Here is a 20,099-nt window from a genome sequence, read left to right on the forward strand (position 1 = left end):
TCTGCCAGCTTGACGAGTTCAGGATCGGGTTTTTCTCTTTTGTTGCGTTTCGCTACGGTCATCTGTGCTCCTGTTGCTGACAGTTTCCTGCCAAATGACCGTTTACACAAAAATTTTTACACCCTCGTCGCATCCAACCCGGATTCAAGGTCCCCAACGCGGCCGGCCCACCCTCGTCAACGACGAAGTCTCTCTTCCGGAAACTGGCGGTGCTTGTCGAGCGGCCGACAATGGTCCATGCGAAGCGCCGAATGCGGCTTCCATTCCGTCTGCATTCCGACAAACGTGCTTCGTTATGCCGCCGATGCCAGCGCGACGCACTGACCCTCAAACCTTCTGTGGCGCAACACGCTACCGAGGGGCGACATGACGGCGAGGACGCGCCGTTGAATCTTCCAGCTCAGCTAAACGTATTGGTAACCACGCGCAATGAGGCACCCTTCCACCGCCGGTGCCGGCGACCAACTTCGCGAGTCGGCCGCCTGATGAGGCCTTTGACGCTGGGTCAATGCATTGACCCAGCCCCGGGAGGCGTGCGGTTAATGGTGACGCGTCGTGCGGTCCTTCGCCGCTTCCCTGGCGTCACCGACGTCTTTCCTGGCTTGTCCCGCGGCTTGCTCAACATCGCCTTTCAGTTCCCGGGCCGGTCTGCCCGTAACCTTGCCCATTGCCTCATTGACCTTGCCCTTCATCTTTTGAGCAACGCCTTTGACCTGGTCCTTGTTCATGATGCCTTCCTCCGAGTATGCGACCGACGTCGCGTTAACCAGATTGCGATAAAAACAGTATAGGAAAAGCGGGGCGTTCGTGAAGCGGAGGGCGTGCACGAACACCAGGTTGCACGATTCGCGTATGGTAAATCGCCGACAACAAAACGCTCACGTGAGTAGCCCCGGGGCTGGCGCTTGCGATGTGCGTCCTGCGGACGCGGAACGGTTGAAGCAATAGCGAATGAGGTTCTCGTTGCGCTCGATAAACGCGAGACTCGCCAACTCCTTCCTTCGCGCGGCGTGCCCCTTCACCAAGACAACGCCTGCCCAGCACCGGGGGAACGTGTTCTGAATTCGATGGGACCTCACTCACTACGGCCCCTATAGCAGAGCGGCCCGGTAAGCCTCATCCCGCCTACGTTCGGCCGGACAGGTGACGGGTCGACAGGTCGCCGCGAGCAGGACATCGAGCCCTTCGCCCATCCCTCAGTTCCTGCATTGCGCACTACTGGCCGTTTTGCCTTGAGCCGCTCGGTCCGCTGTTTGACGTCGCTGTTCGCGCCGCTACGTGTCCCCTTGAATTTCCCTGTCGCTCCGCTGACTCGAGCCAGGCTTGTGGAACAGGAATGTCGTCGGGCCAGACGTCCTTGCCAAAGCAAGACTGGGCCGCCTGAGAGAGAGGCGACAGGGCAAAACTTTTTTGCGCCATCGAGAGCCTCCGTATAGAGAGAATCACGACTCTCCACTTTGAAGGGGATGCCGGGGTTCTCCCCGTAGAGCTTGCGGCTTGCCCCCACCCGCTACGTAGCTGAGTACAAGTCACAAGGTGTTTGAGAAGTGCGAGCTACGGGCGATATGAGCCAGGAACGACAGCAGCGCGGTGACGTTCACATCCTCATCGATTAGCCTCCGGAAGAGGAAACCAGTTCGGCGGCAATTCGGACAACCTGACCGCCATAGAGGTCTGGAAGCAAACGCGCATCGTCGAAACGTCAGCGGCCGCACCGCGCGCGTTGACAGCGTCTAATGGCTTCGCCACCATCTGACACAGCACAAGAAAACCCGCTTACTTCCTCATGGCACTGACGACGTGACCCAGACTGTCCGAAATTCCCGCCCCCGTTTTGTCACCCGGCGTTCGCCGGTGCATGGCCGCGGGCTGTTCGCCAACCGCGCCATCGCCGCTGCCGAACTCGTCTGCGAATACAAGGGTGCGCGTGTCACCTGGCGCGAAGTGCTGCGCCGGTGCGCCCGCGACACCTCAGAATCGGACCATACATTCTACTTCGACCTGGACGATGGCACCGTCATCGATGGCGGCGAAGGGGGCAATAACGCACGATGGCTCAATCACGGGTGCGTGCCGAACTGCGAAGCCGAAATCGTGGACCGACGCGTGTTCATCCGCGCGTTGCGCGATATCGCGCCGGGTGAAGAGCTGACCATCGACTACGCGCTGTCGGTCGAAGGCCGCCACACCGCTGAACTGAGGGCGCGCTTCCGGTGTCACTGCGCGGCCCCCGGCTGTCGTGGCACCATGCTGCAGAAGCGAAGAACGGGCCGCCGGAAGGTCGTCGCAAACGACGCCGTCAGGAAGACAGCGTCAGACCCGCAGGCAGTGGGTGCTGGTGCACCGCGCGGCGCAGCAGGTGAAAGCGCGGTACAACAACAGCGTCAACATGCCGCTCCCACGGTACGGATAATGGAGAGGCCGGACACCGGCTCAATCGTGGTCACATGGCGGGAGCCCGGACGCTGCTGCTATACAGAGCAGCTCTGGAAACTGACTAGAGCGCCATCGCATGGCCAATGCGCGTTCTCGGGAATTCCGGTGCATGCGGGCGACTGTGTTTATATGCCATGCGGAGACCCTCGACCGGTCAATGCCGACTCACTGATTACTGAAGAAAGCATTGCAGGCATGACAGTCGGCGACGGCTGCGCAGCCTGAGGTAGCGCTGTCGCCAGGAATAAAACGGCGCGGGGACTGGTGGCCTGGGCCGTGCGGCGATGTACGCTCCCGCCGTGTTGCGGATTCCGCGTGAGGTCGTCACAGGCACGGGGAAAGCATGTGGAAATCCTTACAATTGCGGCGGTATTGTTCACAGTGGCGTCAGCCGCGTTTGCTGATGGAAGTGTGTCGAAGTCTGGAACCCGCCTGAAACTCGCATGGTACCCAACGGACACCGGCACGCTACTTCTCCGAAGCCTGCGAAACACGCGTCGGCGCCCCGTTCGACTAAACGCCCAACACACGTAGTAGTCCAGCCGCTAAGCGCCGGTGTCTCTGCCGCCGGAAATCCGGCGACTTCGGGCCGTGACGGACCGAAAGCGCCACCGGACCCTGCCGGTATCCCACGAATAGTTGGCCCGGACGGCAACGTTCTTCGCGTCCGGCTTGATGTTCTCGGGATAGGCGTAGGCAAATCCGCGCCGTCAACTGAAAGACGACTCATGCAAGAGGTTCACACACTCACGCGGGACCAGATGGCGACACTGCTTTGCTATCTTGCCATCGCCGAACTGGCGGCGTTCGCATTGCAGGGCGCGTGGCTGTCGGAGGCAAACCTTGTCGAATCAGCTCGCATATGGGTCTGCACGCAACCACCTGGCGACGGGCTGGCTTGACCGTGTGACACTCGCGCGACGCGCTCACGCAATTGCGCAGGATGCGGTGCTGCTCGACAAGGTCCAGTTGACTGCCATCATCCCGGCGCGGCTGTTCACCGACGCGATGACGGTCAACTACGCCGATTCACTGGTCATGAAAATCTGGCACAGATGTCTGGACGCGACCCAACATCGTGAAGACTGGCGCCGCTCCTGACGCATCAGAGAATGGCACGCAGAGCTACACCATCGTGGGACATGTCATCGCCCGGAACGGTCGACATGCCGCTAGCGATAGCTAGCGTGCAGGGAATGAAACTTATCCAACGGTTCCGGCATCATCGCCACGTCGGTGGAGTTGCTGCTGCTCCTCCAGATATTTGACTGCCCTCTTCAACGCATGTGGCTCATCGAGCTGGAAAGCCTATTCGCGGAGTAAAGTTTCGCGCGGTCAAGCGCATATGGTTTCCGCGCGGCCGATGTGCATCACCATCGTGTCGACGGCGCCGTCGAGCACCCCATGCAGTCCCCTCCAGTATTGCGGCCACGTCCCCTCAAAAGCGCCGGACGCCCTTCAGCCGCTCGAATTCCGCGGGCCGTGTATATGACCGGTAGAGCTCGCTGACGGAGCCAAACGCCAGCGCTGGTTTGAGCGTTGCGCCGGGGAGCGCCTGCGACAACCACTCAAACGCGTTCATGTCGCGTCGTTCTTCCTGCATTGCAGAGGTCAGTGCTGCCAGCGCCTTGTCGGGCGAGTGACTGCCAAGGTCCACAAATAATTTTTCAAAGGGGTGTCTCGTACGATTCGGGGAGCGCGAGATGGTCAACATCCTTCTCCTGCACGGTTGGCTCTCCTTGCTTATACCAGCTCTATGTGACGTTATGTGAAATGTGGGAAGCTCGTCTGCGGCTACGATTCGGCTAACTCGGAATCTCGGGCCAGCGGTCACAACGTGCGCTGTGCCGTAAGCACGCCCGTCCCTGACCCCTGCTGGTAATGGCCGCCCGGTACGTGAATGCAATTTGTTGCGAACGTCTACAATTGGCTAGGTAGGAAACGTTATGCATGAGCGCAAGACAACGTGCTCCACATCACTATCCCTAATTGAATCTGGAGGAGCTGTGAGTCGAACCGAGACGGCACTGATTGTTGGCGCAGGACAGGGGCTGAGTGCCTCCCTTGCTCGTCTGTTTGCAGGAGAGGGCATGCAGGTTGCGCTCGCCGCCCGCGACACAAGTAAGCTCGCGGACCTGGTAGACGAGACAGGCGCCTTGGCCGTGAGTTGCGATGCTGGTCGACCAGACGAGGTCACTGCGCTTTTTGACCGCGTAGAGAACGCATTCGGCGCTCCCGACCTTGTTGTCTACAACGCGAGCGGCCGCTATCGCGCAGCGGTTGAAGCCATCGACCCACAAAAGCTTGAGGATGCCATCAGAGTGACGGCCCTCGGTGGATTTCTGATTGCTCAGGCCGCCGCAGTTCGGATGGTGACTCGCGGCAGCGGCACTATCCTGCTCACCGGAGCTACGGCTAGCGTGAAGGGCCTACCCGGTTCGACACCATTTGCGATGGGGAAATTCGCGCTGCGAGGAATGGCGCAATGTATGGCGCGAGAACTTGCCCCAAGGAATATTCACGTCGCGCATTTTGTTATTGATGGCGGCATCGCTAGTAGTCGAGTGCAACCGGACGGGGGCAACACCGACGACAAATGGCTGGAGCCTGACGTGATAGCCAAGGAGTATCTTCATATTCATCGGCAGCATCGGAGCGCATGGACGTGGGAAGTCGAACTGCGACCTTGGGTGGAAAGGTTTTAACGCGTGTATCGCCCGAAATACGAGGGAAGGCTCACTTTTAAATATCGCTAATGGCGTCGTCCACCGAGACCGCATGCGTTAAAGAGATGCATCAGCTATGCCGTAGTTGCAGTCAGCGGGTCTTGCGACTCGCCCTATTCCAACAATCAAAATCGAGGACATAGATGGCAGCAATTAACGGGTACCTTCCGCAGCCGACAGCGTTGATGTTCGAAACGGACGAAGGCAAACGCATGGCCAGCGGCCGACAGGTGTATTGGCGTCAGCGTTTTTTCGCGATGATTCCACCCTCCGAACTGCAAACATCGCAGTCGCGTCATCGGGTCCAGGCGCTTGGGGGCGCCTAGCAAATTTGGTGACAAGAGACCGGCGGCTCGCGATGCCCTACGGGGCTGTGGCGCGAGTCGCCGAAAAGCAATTTATTGGGTTGAGCGGACAATCGAAATTGCCCTTCTGCGCGAAAGAATGATAAAGGTCGATAAATAGCTTTCTAGACGTACAGGCTACGCCTATACGTCAAAGAGTGTTACTCGGCCGGGTCAAAGAAGCTCGCGACCCCTGGATAGGTGACGGAATCCAGTTCCGCGCTTCCCAGTTTTTTCAAAGCGTAAAGGCGACGGTCGTTCAGCCACCGGTCGCTTCCTGCGTCGCGCAGGATTAGGCGGAAGGCGCGGACGTCCTCCTTGCTCGCAAACAACTGCTCGATGTACTGGTCGCCGTCAAGGATGCCAGGTTCGGCCGCTGCTGCGAGGCTGTCCATCGCCCAGACTAAGCCGGGATTGCCCGGCATTGTTAGCAGGGTCTCCGACAGCCAACGACATCAGTCGGCATTGGCGCCATCGAACTGTGTCGATGGATTTCCCTCCGGCGTCAAAACTTTGCTGAACGCACATCAACGGTTTGAAGGCATAACCGGCCTGATTCGCGTGATGACCGAATCAGATGGTACAGGCCGATTTTCTGCAGGGTGGATACTCGCGCGCGCGCCGAGCGGTCTCGTCTCTATCGTCGTGCGGGAGACCAGCAGAGTCACTGCTGGCGAGCTCGCGGCAGATGTAAACTTCGCAGTCGAACAAGCGAAAAGGTACTGCGCTTCTTCCGCTGTCGTTGTCGAGCAAGAACTACGGACAAGCTACACGGGACAGCAGGGGGATGTCTCGGAAAAAGCATTCGGAATTAGCAACGCGAAGCCCGACCTCCTCTATGCAGTAAGCGCAGTTTCCGCCGTTCCGGTCTGGTTCGCCGGACTGTCACCACGAAATCCGTAATCGCCAAAGTTGCTGCAGTTTGACGCCCCGCACATCTGCATCCCGTGGCGTCTCCTTTGAACACCATCGACGGCATAGGTCTTGTCATCGTCCTCCAGGCATCACCATTGGCCCAATCAGGAGCGACACAAGCAACTGGTCGCTTACCTCGAACACGCGCGCCGTGGCGTTTTCTGCGTCTTGCGAATCAGCTTCGCCCCACCCATCTCCGCATTCGCAATCAATGCTGGTAAGCTGACGGTATTCAGTATCCATACCGACTGTCACCATGCCCGCGAAACTCTTGAAAATTCAGGCCCGTACGGATTACGTCGATGAAGTCTACCGGGTCCTCCTCGACGCCATCAGCGAGGGTTCAATCGCACCGGGAACGCGAATCGTCCAGGAAGACATTGCCGAGCAGTTGGCCGTTTCCCGCTCGCCGGTACTGCAGGCGTTCCGGATGTTGAAGAAGGACGGACTTGTAGAGGATGCGCCGGGCCGTGGGCTGCAGGTTACGCCATTGGACGCCAAGCGAATTGGTCATCTCTACGAGCTTCGGGGAGCCCTCGACGGTCTGGCGGCACGCCTGGCAGCGAGACAGCGAACAAAGATAGACAAATCCCTCGTTACAACCGGCCGAAAGCTCGCCAAGGGCAACGACATTCGAGCCATGATTGACGCTGACATGGCGTTTCACATCGCCGTTTACACCGCATCCGGAAATCCGCTCATTCTTGAGAATGCGCGTCTGCACTGGTTGCACCTGAGGCGTGTGATGGGCGCGGTTCACCAGGTGGTCGGACAACGAAAGACCGTCTGGGATGAGCATGCTGCGATAGCTGAGGCCATTGCGCAGGGTGACGAAGAGCTCTCGGCTAAGCTCAGCGTGCAGCACACTGAATTTGCGCGCGAGAATCTTCTTCGACATATGAGCCAGGCTGTCGGAACCGAAGCGGACGCTCAACGTTCCGCTAGCTGATGCCATTTTTAGAACTCACCATTCCAAAAAGTTGTCCGCCGGCACCATTCTGACAGCGAGTGCCGGCGAAACCAACCTGGTCCAACCGCCTAGCGGCGTCGGTTGTTGACTAGAGCTGGAGGGACCAGCAGCACCAGCAGCCCTCCAATCACCAGACTTACCGAGAGCACCAGCACTCCGGCGCCAGCCGAACCGGTCGCGGTCTTGATGACGCCAATCAGCGAAGGGCTGACTACGCCCGATATGCTTCCGACCGAGTTTGCCAATGCCAGCCCAGCGGCAGCGGCAGCTCCGCTCAGAAAAGCCGGCGGAAGAACCCAAAATTGCGAGATGGTCGTCATGACACCCATGGTCCCAATCGTCAAGGCAATCATCGCAAGCACAGTCGAGTGAGCAAACCAGACGCTCAACCCGAGCCCGAACGCGCCAGCTAGACCCGGGATAATCAGATGCCAGCGTCGCTCGCCCGTGCGGTCTGAACTCCGACTCACGACAACCATAGCGATGGCTCCAACTGCATAGGGAATCGCTGTAAGCAGACCCACATTGAGCGGGTCTGAGACGCCACTTGTTTTAATCAAGGTTGGCAGCCAGAAGCTGACCCCATACAACCCCATTGTGTAGAAGAAGTAGACCGCACTGACAAGGAGAATTTTTGGATTCAACAGGCCGTCCCTGACGGAATGAAGACCGTTCTCAGGCTCTTCATCTTTTAGCTTCTGCTCAATCACAGCCTTCTGTGAATCGGTCAGCCAGTTCGCGTCCTGCACCTTGTCATCAAGATAGAAGAACGCGACTACGCCGAGCACGACTGTTGGGATGCCCTCAAGCAGGAAAAGCCATTGCCATCCCGCCATCCCATGAGCACCCGCCAGTGCCGTCATCAACCAGCCAGAGAGCGGCCCGCCAATTACGCCAGACATAGGAATGCCTGTCATGAATAGTGCTGTCACTTTGGAGCGACGTGACGATGGAAACCAATAGGTTAGGTACAGAACAATTGCTGGAAAAAAGCCGGCCTCGGCGACCCCGAGCAGGAAGCGCATGCCATAGAACATTACAGGCGTCTTTACGAACATCATGCCGGCTGAGATGAGCCCCCACGTAACCATAATGCGTGCAATCCAACGACGTGGGCCAACCCGCAACAGCATTAAGTTGCTCGGAACCTCGAACAGAAGGTATCCAATGAAAAACACGCTCGCGCCGAACCCATAAACAGCCTCGCTGAAGCCGAGGTCATTCAGCATCTGTAGCTTCGCGAACGCTACATTTATTCGGTCGAGGTAGGCGGAAAGGTAGCAGAGGAACAGGAAGGGTACTAGCCGCCACGCCGCTTTCGCAAACGCAGACGACTCACCAGCTTCCAGATATGCGGCCGGACTAAGGGAACTCATTTGTTGTCTCCTGAGGGACTTTCTGTTAACGGCGTGCGCTGTTTGTGCTTTTCTCCGCCTCTGCTCACTCGCAGCGACACCACGCACTGGCATCGCCGCGTATCTGGGTTGGTCAAACTTGGTTAGTCGAGCATGTCCGGCTGGGTCGCGATGAGGTCGTTCCAGATGGTCTGGAAGTGCAGCCAGCCGATGTAATCGCTACCGACGTGCTCCCGGCTGTAGCGCGCACGGTCTGGCGCCACCTCTTTTGGTGTGGCTCCCGTAGCCTCAATCATCAGCTGCTGTTGGCAGCAGCGCTCAAGCGCGATAAACCAGAAAGCTGCGGAGTCGATGCTGTGGCGGCTTGCCGTGAGGAGGCCGTGGTTCTGATGAATTGCTGCCTTCGCGCCAGCAAAGGCATTGGCTACCTTGTTGCCGCCTTTCACTTCAACCGCAACCCTTCCCGCCTCGTCACCGATGACTACGTGGTCTTCAAAGAACGCAGCCGCATCCTGGGAGATTGGAGCCAGCGGCTTTCCAAGCGCCGCGAAGGCGGTACCGTAAACCGTATGCGCATGGCACATTGCAACGATGTCGGGATGCTGCTCGTGCACCGCAGCGTGCAGCACAAAGCCAGCGCGGTTAATCGCATACTCTCCTTCGACCACCGTTCCAGTGTGGTCTGCGCAAATGAGATTCGAAACCTTCACCTGCGCGAAGTGCACGGCCATCGGGTTGGTCCAGTACAGACCGGGGTTTTCCGGGTCGCGTACAGTCAGGTGACCGGCGAAGCCGTAGTCAAAACCTTGCAGGGCAAACGCACGGCATGCAGCGACAAGATGCTCCTTCAGATACTGACGATGCTCGGCAGCCGTCTTGAACGTCGGCATTTCCGGAAAAATCAGCCCTTCCTGGTCCGGCTGATAAATCGAAACCTTGCCGGGCTTCACAATCGATTCAACTTGAGATTCAGCGACGGTGGACATGATGTCTCTCCTTTAAACAAAAAATGGTTGGAAACATGGTGCGAACTTCGTTCGCGCTCTGGAAACGTATGTTTTCACGCTTATCAGCGAACCCACACCAACATGGTCAGTCCCGACAACGGAGTTGACAAACAATGACTGTTCATACCACCATGAATCAGGTTCATACATCGAGATAAGCATGAGACGAATTCCAAATTTCGTACTACTTAGAGCTTTTGAAGCAACGGCACGGTTGTGCAGCTTTACGCGGGCCGCCGAGGAACTTCACCTAACCCAATCGGCAATCAGTCACCAGGTTCGAGAACTTGAGGACTATTTCAGGCGACCTTTACTCGTTCGTCGCAATCGCATGGTGGAAACGACCGCAGAAGGGTTACGTCTACAGCAGAACCTTTGTCGCGTCTTCGACGTCATCGAAGCCGCATGCAATGAGGTAAGTCTCGGTCCGACGGAGCAAGTTCTCGCCCTGCATAGCGCCCCGAGCTTTGCCGCCAAGTGGTTAGGGCCGCGCCTACCTCAATTCATGCGCGACAATCCCAATATCACCATCCGGTTGTCATCCGGAGCACCGCCAATTGATTTGGTCCGCGCCAGAGAGATAGACGTTGCAATTTCCTACGGAAGTGCTATCCAGCCGGCCGGCATCATAGCGGTGCCACTGGGCGCAGAGCGAATCGCACCAATGTGTTCACCGTCGTTGTTACGGTCAAGAACCGGACCTCGCGAATTGATAACTGGCCTTACACTTATCGAATCTCAACTGAGCAGAATCACCTGGTCGGACTGGTTTGCCTGCAATGGCATGGCGCTCCCTATCAAGCCACGTCCTTCTTTCGACCGCGCTGCGCTTGCCCTTTCGGCAGCAGTTGACGGAATGGGCGTCGCACTGGAAACAACGCGCCTCGCAGAGCGTGAATTGTCCCGTGGAGACCTTGTGATACTGGGTGATGAAGAATTTGTCCCACTCCATCGAGAAACTCATTTTCTCTCCTTTCGTGCAGACGAAGCTGACTCGTACAAGGTGAAGCAATTTCGAGACTGGCTACGCGCAGCGGTAGGGCTGGAAACCTCTCGGTAATCAACGTGACTTCTCCGACTCGAATCACCCTAGAAGTGTGATTCGAATCGACCTCAGGCGTGCGCACCGTCGCCTTGCGCTAACGACTCGGGTACGGGGCCGTTTGCCTTCAGCACGATTCCGAGCTCTGCGACGAGATGCGCATGAGCTCGTCGTGTGTGCAACTCCCACGAATTTCGTACAAGTCTCCAAGCCACTGCAGGTCCAGCGGAGCAACGATTACACCCCTGCCCGGCGCATCCTGAACAAGACCGTCTTTCTTCAGCAGCCTCAGAGCCTGGAGTACCGGGGACCGCGAGACCGAAAGCTGCTCCGCAATCTCCTCTTGCGTCAAGCGCGTCCCAGGAGCTAGCGAGCCTTCGCAGATGGCGTCAACGAGGACCTTATACACCTCGTCGACGTAGTCCGTCCGCGACGGAATCTGAAGCAACTTCGATGTCATGATGTACTCCGTTGCTATCCGCGTTTACGCGCTGGCCGAAGATTCACTCGGACCAGCGCGCGTTGCTCCTTCGTTCAGTTTTTGGAACGGTCGACAAGCGCTTCCTTGCCAATCCACGGCATCATCGCGCGTAGTCTTGCTCCCACGGTTTCAATGGGATGGTCTGCGGTCAAGCGCCGGCGCGACTGAAGTGTCGGCGCACCAGCCCGATTTTCAAGAATGAAGCTCTTGGCGTACTCGCCCGTCTGAATGTCATGCAGAACCGCCTTCATTGCGGCTTTGGTCAAATCCGTGACGATACGAGGTCCCGTCACGTATTCTCCGAATTCGGCATTGTTTGATATACCGTAGTTCATGTTCGCGATGCCGCCCTCGTAGATGAGGTCCACGATAAGCTTCACTTCGTGCAAGCATTCAAAGTAGGCCATTTCCGGCGCATAGCCTGCCTCGACGAGAGTCTCGAAGCCCGCTTTGATAAGGTCGACCAAGCCGCCGCACAGAACAGCCTGCTCACCAAAGAGGTCAGTCTCAGTCTCCTCAAGGAAACTGGTCTCAATGATGCCCGCCCGGCCACCGCCGATGGCGGCGGCGTACGCGAGCGCAATATCCCGAGCCGTGCCTGAAGGGTCTTGGGCGACCGCGATAAGGTGCGGAACTCCGCCGCCCGAAACGTATGTGCTGCGCACTGTGTGACCTGGAGCTTTTGGCGCGACCATCATCACATCAAGGTCTGCGCGAGGTGTCACCTGACCATAGTGAATGTTGAAGCCGTGCGCAAAGCCGAGGACCGCACCTTCGCGAGCGTTCGGTGCCACTTCCGCACGATAGACTTCTGCAATTCGCTCGTCGGGCAGAAGCATCATGATGATGTCTGCCTCCTTGACCGCATCGGCAATACTCTTCACGTGCAGGCCCGCCTTCTCGGCTTTGTCCCAGGACGTACCCTTGCGCAATCCGACGCAGACATTGATGCCGCTGTCCTTGAGGTTCAGCGCGTGAGCGTGGCCCTGCGACCCATAACCGATGACCGCAATGCTGCGGGTTTTCAACAGGGTGAGGTCGGCATCTTTTTCGTAGAAGACTTTCATACGATTTCCAGTTTCGTGCGCCAAGGGTGTTTTTCGCGACACGCGAAGAAGGTGAAGGTGCAGGCAGGGTTTTGCTGCCCGCCGGTGGTTAAGCGTGAAGTAGACGTTACAAATCCAGCACAAGTGTTTTGTTGGCAGGCCTCGAGACACAAACCGTGAGGTACTCCTGTCGCTCGTCTTCGCTCAGAATGAAGTCATTGTGTTCAACTTCGCCCTCGAGATAGCGGACCTTGCACGTGGCGCACAGGCCCGCACAACAGGAGGTTGGTACAGCGACGCCGGCTTCATTGAGAACGTCCGCAAAGTTCTGGTCAGGTGCGACGTGGACAACCTTGCCAGTACTAGCGATGGTGACATCACAGCCACCCTCGCTATCCGTGCTCACTGGCGCCCGCTTGGCTTGCTCGGGTGCCTTGAAGTGCTCGAAATGCACTGTGCCTTTCGGCCAATGGCTCGCCGCGTCGCTACAGGCGGCCATGAAGCCAGCGGGACCGCAGTAGTAAACATGAGTACCGGGCTCTGGGGTTCTTAGAAGCTCGCGGAGGTCCAGTCTGTTACCGAATCCGTCGTCGTCGAAGTGATAGTGCAATTTTCCTGCGCGCTTGATATCCGCAAATTCTTCGCCGAAAGCAGCAGCATCCGGGTTGCGCGCGCAGTAATGCATCTCGAAGTCCACGCCCTGGATGTCCAATTCATGCGCCATCGCTTTAAGCGGCGTCACTCCAATTCCTCCGGCTATCAGCAGCACTTTTTTGGCGTCTTTGGCCAAGGCGAAGTGATTGCGCGGTTTGCTGATAGTGAGGATGTCTCCAGCCCCGATGCTTTCGTGAACAGCGCGCGAACCGCCACGACCATTCTCGTCTTTGAGAACAGCGATGACATACCGGTTGCGCTCGGCCGGTGAGTTGCAGAGGGAGTACTGCCTGATTACACCGTTTTTCAGATGGACGTCGATGTGCGAGCCTGCTTCGAACCGCGGCAGGGCATTACCGCTCGGGCTCGTGAACTCGTAGGAATTTATGCCTTTGCCTTCGTACCGAACCTGCCGCACGCGGACATCGAGCGTTCCAGCCTCGACCTCCTGAACTGCTTCTTCCCGTTCCAATAAGGTATCCATGTTCCTTTCCCCGCTGGCGAGCCGCCAGCCCTCCTGCGAGGCTGACTGGCACCGGTGCCGCGCCCACGCCAGAGAGCGTGACGCGCGTGTCCCATTTAGCGCTTCAGCGACTGCTCAAGCTCTTCGAATCTGCTTCGCACGAATTCGCTCCGCTCGCTACCCTTCAACGAGTCGCTCTGGGTCAGAATTTCCACCACCGTCTTCAGCACCTTGCGGCGTCGGACAACCTCTTGTTCCACGGTCTCGCCTTCCGGAATCTCGAAGACGTTGCCCGAGCAGTAGCTGTTCGGGGCGCCGCCAAGCTCACGTAACCACTCTGCAAAGCCATGGGCAGACGACGCGGGATTGGTGCCACGAACCGCGTCGCGCAGCATTTTGCGAAACTGGAAGAGACCTGCATCGAAGCGTGTCGGGTTCTCGAGCGCGTGCACGGCGATGGGTCGCTGGCTGATGATTGCCTCGTAGTCGCCGGGCGCATACTGCGCGTCCTTGTAACCCGCGCGTTCCCGGTGGTTTGGCGGAATCGGCGGCAGGTCCTCGAGCTTGTATTTCCCGAAGCGCTCCGGCCGACGCATTGCGACTTGTCCTTCGAGGAAGTCGATGGTTTCGTATCCGACCATTTCCTTATTGCCGACGCCACGTGTGTCGATGCCCGGGCCCATGACACGCCAACCAATCATCTTGCTGTTCTCGTCGTCGACCGGGACTGTCCAGCGAATGATGTGAAAGCGGCTAAAGTACTTCTTGGCCGACCCGTCCTCCGACGTGTATGCGTGCAGACTGAGATTTGGCAACACCTGATGCTGTACGCGGACAAAGAGCTTGTGCTTGTCGACGCGACGCGCACCTGCGCAGGCGAGGCTGCGGCCCTTTTGAACCGGAACGAAGTTCATGTCGGGTGCCACTTCCATCGACGCGGCGCCGACCTCATCGAAGGTCGTCCCCTGATAATGGCCCCCTACGACGCTCTTTCCCGCATGCAGGGCAGTCGGGTGATAGTTATCGGCCGCATTGTCCTGGACCTGCAGCCAGTTGCAGTGCTGAAAATTGCTGTACGGGACGAGCTCGTCGCCTTCCATCACCGTAAAGTCGCCTTCCCACTCGGGGAACGGCGGCTCTTCATCAGGCGGCCCCATATAAGCGAAGACAAGACCATTACGCTCAACTGCCTTATAAGCGCCTTGGCGAATCGAGCACGCAAACTTTTCCGCTTCCTTTTCTTCGCCCTTCGGAAAGGGCACGTGCAGACACGCACCGTCGACATCGAACACCATGCCGTGATAGCAGCACATGATGCCGCGCTCCTGGATTGCGCCGTATTCAAGGGATGCGCCCCGGTGCACGCAATGCGCATGCAGCAAGCCCACACGACCGCTGCCGTCGCGAAAAGCAACCAGCTCTTCAGTGAGGATTTTGAGGAAACGCGGCGTGTCTGTCAGTTCGATGGACATGCACACTGGATGCCAGAACCGGCGCATGAATTCGCCCATCGGCGTACCCGGGCCAGTCTCGGTCAATTCCGGGTCGTGGTCCGGCACCTTATTCGCGTAATAGCCCCCGAACGGAATCAGTTTCTTCACGACCGCGCCACCGCCGCCGGTGCCCTTCTGGTCGTCCATCTTGTCCGATTTCACGCTCATGATTTCCTTCCTCCAATAATTGATAGGACCACCGCATCTGTTCGTGTTCTGAACTCTGTATACAGAGAGTAGTATTCGGAGTTCAAATTGTCTGTATGGGTAAACGCTGATACGAGGGAGGGGTAGATGGCGCGAGAGAGCCAGGCGCACCGATTGATTGCAAGCGCAAGGCCGGCTGAAAGGTCGTCGCAAAGACGTCAGGCGGCGTGTCCGTCGAACTCAGGAACGCTGGAGGCGCGGCGTCTGCGGCGTTAAGGAGATGAACGGTGAGAAACCGTCCCGTTACCTGAACGGAAAACCTGCTGGAGCGGAACATGAAAACACGAACGAGCAGTCCCTGCGTTGTCAGGTCGAAAAGTGGCTCGCACCGGCGCCCACGATGCACGTTCATGTAACCAGATTCAGTCGCACCGCAGGGAATGGGAGACGCTACATGTGCGTCGAAACGTCGTCACCAGCCGGAGCGCGCGGGTTGTTTTTCCTCAGGAACGGTGACGGCAGGTGGAGCGTGTTCCCGCCCACTGCCAACAGGCGGAAGTCAACTGCAGAGCCCCCTCTCGTGCAGGTGGCCGCCGCCACGTTTTGATGACGGTCACGAGTTTGCCGCGCTCACTCCCGGCGCTCGGGATTCAAACGATGCCAAGGGCTTCGGATTTATCACGCCGGACGACGGCGGGGACGACCTGTTTGCCCACTTCTCGGAAATCAGTGGGCAAGGTTTCAAGTCGCTACAAGAGAATCAGAATGTCAGCTTCGACGTCAAGATGGGTCCGAAAGGCAAGCAGGCCGCGAATATCAAACCGGTCCAGGAGGAAATCTGTGTGCTGGTGGCGCACGATTCCCGGTCCGTCGGACATCGCATTTTCAGGGCAGAGTCGGCGCAAGAGTGCCGCCCGGCACCAAGCGCCGAGATTCCGCGTCACGCGAAGCTTGGTATAGGCGGCGCCTGGCTGGACTGTCGTCGCGGTCGCACGCAGCGGCAACGAAGGAACACCGCGCCGCCGTGCAATTCGCCAGCAAGAGGAATGTAATGGCCTGGGTTATGGCTCGGCCACGCACTCAACGGCGTGGCGACGCCTCAGTCCCTAGCCGGTTTTCGTCACCCCTGGCAGCCGGCCCTTCGGGCCGTCTCCGTTGCCGTCGGCTTCCGATTCTTCCTCATCTATCTGAAACCGCGCTTGTTCCCAATACTCGTCAGCGCGTCCCTCCGGGCTGCCGTCTTTTTCCCAGAGCTGATAGGCTCTTTCACGAATCTTCTCTTCCCGCGAATCGTTATCCATTGCATGGCTCCTGGTAGGTTCCCCACGACCAGCTACTCATCAATTTGTACAGCGACCCTTTCGATGGCAGAAGACGCAGGCGCTGACGACAGAACAGACCAACTCAACGTCGGCGAATATGTGAAAGCTGCCGGCATCTGACGTTCCGGACGCTCTCCTGCGTTCCCCGGCAACCGGCAGCATAACGCTCCCTGACCGGGAGCCTGACCATGCAGATTGCAGGGTACGCCTCAAACATCACCGCCGTTAATAAGCCTTCTTCATTCCGCCACTGTCGGAGGCTGGCGCAGCCATTCCCCCCTTTTTCTGCATCTTCGGCTTCATCTGCTTTTGCGACATTTCACCTGACTTTCCCATAGTGTTTGCACCCGACGCGCCAGATGGTGACTCTGTCGTTCCGCTTGCATTCGGGGTTCCCATTCCAGTGCCACCCTGGCCTGCACCGGCGCCCCCGCCACCAGTTGTTCCCGCACCCTGCGCGTAGAAGGCGCCCGACAGACTCAACATTAACGCCGAAGCAAGCAAGATTCCTTTCGTAGCAACTCGCATGATGGGCTCCTCCATGTGCAGAGCGACCGGCTGCGACCCAGGTCGGTGCAGTCCGTGTCCTGGTTACCGCAATTCCCGTGCCGCTGGTAGGCCTGGCATAGGCTCCTCAGTTTCACCATCGGCCGTCATGAACTAAACTGCCGCGCGCACAGCGACGTTGTTCCGCGCGCTAACACGCATACGCCGCTGCAGCGCGTGAAGGGAAATCCGCCGCGCGATTTTCCGTTTGCAAGGTTGCAGTCCGGCGGGACGGTGAGACTTTTAGGAAGCAGTGTGGAATCATCCAGAGGAGCGCATTGCTAGCGCTGGGATTTATGTCGTCGCTATCGGCTCCAACCATATTCTGGAACATGAACGTCACGCCTGTGCAGAGGATGTGTGCAGCCTGGTTTCTGAGCCGCTGACGGGCCCAATTTGTTTGCTTTTTAGTTCGAACCTTCTACTCTTCGATTGAAGCCCCGCCCGCCAATATCAAGGGAAGCTTCGCGTTCCGCTGAATTGGTATGTTTTGCGTTCCGAGTCGGTAGGCCCGCCGCGTGTGGCCAGTGGTTCCGGCGCCGCGATGCACGTTTGCCTTACTGAACCGGTCGAAGAAAAAGGAGGAGCAAATGAAGGCAACAAGGAACACTGTCGTCGGACTGTTATCAGCTTTTGCGCTGGTATTCGGGAGCGGTACGGCCCGGGCGCAGGAGACTGGAGCGCCGAAAATGGAACAGAAAGTGTTTCTCGATAATGAAAGAGTGAAAGTAGCCGAGAACACTTTCAAGCCGGGAGCGGAAAGTCCGAGCATCGCTCGCCCGTTTCGGGTCGTGCGCGCTATCAAGGGGGGCAAGTTCCAGCGTATTTACGCCAACGGCAAAAAAGAGGATGGCCAGTACCGGACTGGCGATGTAAGGACCCTTGATGCCAGCCCCGCATACATATTCAAGAATGTGGGAGACGGTGAGCTCGTGCTGTATGTCGTGTACATCAAGAAATGAGAATCCCGCTTTGGTCAGCCGAGATGGGACGGTTGTTCAGTTGCCCCCCGGTACGCACCACGATTCATTATGGCAGCACGTTCAGTATCCCGAAGGGCGTGCTGGGCCACAAGCGGTGACTATCCCGAAGGATGTGACGCTTCTCATCACGATGGGTTCGTAGGGCCTGCCAACCGCGAGTACCACTCGGGTCGTAACGTCATCGGGCGGTGCCGAGCAGCGCCGCATGGCCAAGATTGGTCTGGCTGCTTGCAGGCCTTGGTAGTTGCCAGTAGCGGACTATGCTGCTGCCACTAGGTCGCCAACCAACACGTGCTTAAAAAGGAGGAGGTCATGCTTCCACGCACAGGTTTTTGGCGCGCTGTCTTCAATGCGTTCTGCCTACTCATCGCTCTGCTGCCGGACACCGTACACGCACAGGCTGCGCGCATGGAAGTCATCCCCTTTGAGTCGCTGACACTGACCGACCAGGAATTCTTGACAGGCCGCGAGGAAGGCAAGCCGGTGACCATCGCCGGCGAACTGCGCCTGCCGCGCGTGGGCAACGAGCGATTCCCGCTCGTCGTTCTGCTGCATGGGGCGTGCGGCGCCTGCGGCCTTGTCCTCGATTGGGAGCGGGATTTCCTTGCGATGGGCGTCGCGACTTTCGTCATCGACAGCTTCACGAGTCGCGGTATCGCCAACACGAACGACGACCCATCGCGGCTCGGCCAACTGGCGCAAACGGAGGATGCCTACCGCGCGCTAGCGCTGTTGGTAAAACATCCGAGAATCGACCCAACGCGTGTCATGCTGATGGGTTTCTCCAGAGGCGGCCACAGTACGCTTTACGCGAGCCTCACGCGATTTCAGCGCATGCATGCAGCTGCGTCAGAGGCCCATTTCGCAGCCTACGTTGCTTTCTATCCGAGCTGTAACTTTCGGTACCGCGACGATGACGACCTCACTGCGCAGCCAGTGCGTGTGTTTATGGGGACTGCCGATAACTACACCCCGATTGGGGCATGCCGGGACTACGTTGACAGGCTGAAAGCCAAGGGTAAAGACGTTCACCTTATCGAGTACCAGGGGGCTGGACATACATTCGACGCTCGAGCGTACAATCCGCCGCGAGTGCTGCCACAAGCGCTGACGACACGAAACTGTCAAGTGGAGGAAGCAGACCACGGGCAGTTCGTTAATGCCAAAACCAAGCAGCCGTTTTCATACAACGACCCCTGCGTTGAACGCGGCACGACCCTGGCATACAACGAGGCAGCAGCGACGCAAGTTAGGAAGGACATGGCTGAATTTGTCGCCATGACGCTCAAGCCAACGCGCTCGCCATAGCTTTTTGACCCACGCGATGGCCGGAGCGCCGGCGTGCGAGCTGCCGCTTGAGCCCGAGGCTAGCCTCGCTTGGCCTTTAGAGGCGCCCAAGCCCTTCGAACTCCGCGAAATCGACCCGCATCACTTCCCGGGAGAAAAACGCCGCAGTGATTTCTGGAATTCTTCTTCGGACTGCACCTTGTCCGCAAGCGCGGCCTTGAGACCCTCCTCGGCATCGTGCAACAGGACGAGCCGACCGTGCTCGGCTTCGAGAGCGTGGTCGTAATTCAGCTTTCGGGCGTCGACAATCGCGACGTATGCCGAACCATTCTTCGTCAAGACTTTCTCGGCACCTGCGACGACGTCTTCGGCGAGCTCCGTCCGTCGCGAAGAGGCCTCGCTAATGGGAATCACATCTTGAGCGCGCGAGCAGTGCTCGATTCTCGGAATCAAAACCGTCGACATTCGACGTCGTGGTTGCCATGTGTTCCTCTTTGGCTGCTCGACGCGGCCAGGTTCGCTCAACAAACCGTGCTTGAGTTATTGCGCGGAATGGCCACCATCACTTATCGCCATGTTTTGTTGGCAAAGATGTCATTCAGGTCGTCAGCCGGCGGTAAGCATTCAAATGACGCACCAGGCCCTGCTGGTCGCCACGTGTCTCGAGCAGTATTACCAGATTGTGATGTGCGTCCGCGTATGACGGATTAAGCTCGAGACATCGTTTATAACTGCGCTCTGCGTCATCAAGCCGGCCTAACAGGCTGCGGAAATACCTCGCGCTGAAGTCATCGCGACGGATAGCAAAAGCGTTGATGTAAGGACCTCACCCGCCCCCTGGAGATCATGCGCGGCACCGACACGTTCACCGAGAGTCTGTTT

At 58.1% G+C, this 20,099-nt stretch carries 20 protein-coding genes and 2 pseudogenes; 9 read left to right on the forward strand and 13 right to left on the reverse strand.

Translation table 11 applies throughout. The features are described 5' to 3' along the window. Window positions 1–539: 539 nt before the first annotated feature. Window positions 540–728 (reverse strand): CsbD family protein, encoded by a 189-nt coding sequence (locus tag F6X42_RS38640; protein ID WP_187639117.1) that lies wholly within the window; start codon window positions 726–728, stop codon window positions 540–542. A gap of 1,072 nt (window positions 729–1,800) precedes the next feature. Here F6X42_RS38640 and F6X42_RS44785 point away from each other — a divergent pair. Next, on the forward strand, window positions 1,801–2,661 hold the full coding sequence (locus F6X42_RS44785) for an SET domain-containing protein (protein WP_187639118.1): 861 nt from the start codon (window positions 1,801–1,803) through the stop codon (window positions 2,659–2,661). Window positions 2,662–3,279: 618 nt separating this feature from the next. Continuing rightward, entirely contained in the window at window positions 3,280–3,537 is a 258-nt protein-coding gene (locus tag F6X42_RS38650; protein ID WP_187639119.1) for a hypothetical protein, read from the forward strand. A gap of 337 nt (window positions 3,538–3,874) precedes the next feature. On the opposite strand, the gene F6X42_RS38655 is transcribed toward F6X42_RS38650, so the two are convergent. After that, entirely contained in the window at window positions 3,875–4,150 is a 276-nt protein-coding gene (locus F6X42_RS38655; RefSeq protein ID WP_187639120.1) for a hypothetical protein, read from the reverse strand. 232 nt (window positions 4,151–4,382) lie between these two features. Between F6X42_RS38655 and F6X42_RS38660 the strand changes: the two genes are divergently transcribed. Further along, complete coding sequence (locus F6X42_RS38660) at window positions 4,383–5,141, forward strand: SDR family NAD(P)-dependent oxidoreductase (protein ID WP_187639121.1); 759 nt, start codon at window positions 4,383–4,385, stop codon at window positions 5,139–5,141. A 526-nt stretch (window positions 5,142–5,667) separates the two neighbouring features. Here the strand turns inward: F6X42_RS38660 and F6X42_RS38665 are convergent. Further along, window positions 5,668–5,931, reverse strand: coding sequence for a hypothetical protein (locus tag F6X42_RS38665; protein ID WP_187639122.1), 264 nt, complete (start codon window positions 5,929–5,931; stop codon window positions 5,668–5,670). 40 nt (window positions 5,932–5,971) lie between these two features. On the opposite strand from F6X42_RS38665, the gene F6X42_RS38670 reads away from it, so the two are divergent. Then, the gene (locus F6X42_RS38670; RefSeq protein ID WP_187639123.1) at window positions 5,972–6,409 is read left to right on the forward strand and encodes a hypothetical protein; all 438 of its coding nucleotides are present in this window, start codon (window positions 5,972–5,974) and stop codon (window positions 6,407–6,409) included. A 268-nt stretch (window positions 6,410–6,677) separates the two neighbouring features. After that, window positions 6,678–7,370: a GntR family transcriptional regulator gene (locus F6X42_RS38675; RefSeq protein ID WP_187639124.1), complete on the forward strand. Its 693-nt coding sequence runs from the start codon at window positions 6,678–6,680 to the stop codon at window positions 7,368–7,370. Between the two features lie 89 nt (window positions 7,371–7,459). On the opposite strand, the gene F6X42_RS38680 is transcribed toward F6X42_RS38675, so the two are convergent. Beyond that, window positions 7,460–8,767, reverse strand: coding sequence for an MFS transporter (locus F6X42_RS38680; RefSeq protein ID WP_187639125.1), 1,308 nt, complete (start codon window positions 8,765–8,767; stop codon window positions 7,460–7,462). Window positions 8,768–8,889: 122 nt separating this feature from the next. Continuing rightward, complete coding sequence (locus tag F6X42_RS38685; RefSeq protein ID WP_187639126.1) at window positions 8,890–9,732, reverse strand: class II aldolase/adducin family protein; 843 nt, start codon at window positions 9,730–9,732, stop codon at window positions 8,890–8,892. Between the two features lie 181 nt (window positions 9,733–9,913). On the opposite strand from F6X42_RS38685, the gene F6X42_RS38690 reads away from it, so the two are divergent. Then, window positions 9,914–10,813, forward strand: a complete 900-nt coding sequence (locus F6X42_RS38690; RefSeq protein WP_187639127.1) for a LysR substrate-binding domain-containing protein — start codon at window positions 9,914–9,916, stop codon at window positions 10,811–10,813. Between the two features lie 163 nt (window positions 10,814–10,976). On the opposite strand, the pseudogene F6X42_RS38695 reads toward F6X42_RS38690, so the two are convergent. From F6X42_RS38695 to F6X42_RS38710, 4 genes and pseudogenes are all read right to left on the reverse strand, one after another. Beyond that, a pseudogene (locus F6X42_RS38695) lies at window positions 10,977–11,255 on the reverse strand (GntR family transcriptional regulator); the annotation flags it as partial. A gap of 74 nt (window positions 11,256–11,329) precedes the next feature. Further along, window positions 11,330–12,385, reverse strand: a complete 1,056-nt coding sequence (ilvC, locus tag F6X42_RS38700; protein WP_187639134.1) for a ketol-acid reductoisomerase — start codon at window positions 12,383–12,385, stop codon at window positions 11,330–11,332. A gap of 64 nt (window positions 12,386–12,449) precedes the next feature. After that, the gene (locus tag F6X42_RS38705) at window positions 12,450–13,460 is read right to left on the reverse strand and encodes a PDR/VanB family oxidoreductase (RefSeq protein WP_187639128.1); all 1,011 of its coding nucleotides are present in this window, start codon (window positions 13,458–13,460) and stop codon (window positions 12,450–12,452) included. Window positions 13,461–13,555: 95 nt separating this feature from the next. Next, the gene (locus F6X42_RS38710; RefSeq protein WP_187639135.1) at window positions 13,556–15,100 is read right to left on the reverse strand and encodes a Rieske 2Fe-2S domain-containing protein; all 1,545 of its coding nucleotides are present in this window, start codon (window positions 15,098–15,100) and stop codon (window positions 13,556–13,558) included. A gap of 632 nt (window positions 15,101–15,732) precedes the next feature. Between F6X42_RS38710 and F6X42_RS38715 the strand changes: the two are divergent. Beyond that, window positions 15,733–15,906, forward strand: a pseudogene (locus tag F6X42_RS38715) (cold-shock protein); the annotation flags it as partial. Window positions 15,907–16,185: 279 nt separating this feature from the next. Here the strand turns inward: F6X42_RS38715 and F6X42_RS38720 are convergent. Beyond that, a complete protein-coding gene (locus F6X42_RS38720; RefSeq protein WP_187639129.1) occupies window positions 16,186–16,380 on the reverse strand; it encodes a DUF2934 domain-containing protein in 195 nt (64 codons plus the stop codon). 246 nt (window positions 16,381–16,626) lie between these two features. Further along, on the reverse strand, window positions 16,627–16,929 hold the full coding sequence (locus F6X42_RS38725) for a hypothetical protein (RefSeq protein WP_187639130.1): 303 nt from the start codon (window positions 16,927–16,929) through the stop codon (window positions 16,627–16,629). 608 nt (window positions 16,930–17,537) lie between these two features. Here F6X42_RS38725 and F6X42_RS38730 point away from each other — a divergent pair. Then, entirely contained in the window at window positions 17,538–17,909 is a 372-nt protein-coding gene (locus F6X42_RS38730) for a hypothetical protein (RefSeq protein ID WP_187639131.1), read from the forward strand. A 333-nt stretch (window positions 17,910–18,242) separates the two neighbouring features. Further along, a complete protein-coding gene (locus F6X42_RS38735) occupies window positions 18,243–19,238 on the forward strand; it encodes a dienelactone hydrolase family protein (protein ID WP_187639132.1) in 996 nt (331 codons plus the stop codon). 120 nt (window positions 19,239–19,358) lie between these two features. Here F6X42_RS38735 and F6X42_RS38740 read toward each other — a convergent pair whose 3' ends face one another. Continuing rightward, the gene (locus F6X42_RS38740) at window positions 19,359–19,682 is read right to left on the reverse strand and encodes a type II toxin-antitoxin system Phd/YefM family antitoxin (protein WP_187639133.1); all 324 of its coding nucleotides are present in this window, start codon (window positions 19,680–19,682) and stop codon (window positions 19,359–19,361) included. 133 nt (window positions 19,683–19,815) lie between these two features. Next, window positions 19,816–20,034: a tetratricopeptide repeat protein gene (locus tag F6X42_RS46145; RefSeq protein ID WP_376776509.1), complete on the reverse strand. Its 219-nt coding sequence runs from the start codon at window positions 20,032–20,034 to the stop codon at window positions 19,816–19,818. Window positions 20,035–20,099 lie beyond the last annotated feature (65 nt).

It is taken from the genome of Paraburkholderia podalyriae, from assembly GCF_014397785.1.
Taxonomy (GTDB): domain Bacteria; phylum Pseudomonadota; class Gammaproteobacteria; order Burkholderiales; family Burkholderiaceae; genus Paraburkholderia; species Paraburkholderia podalyriae.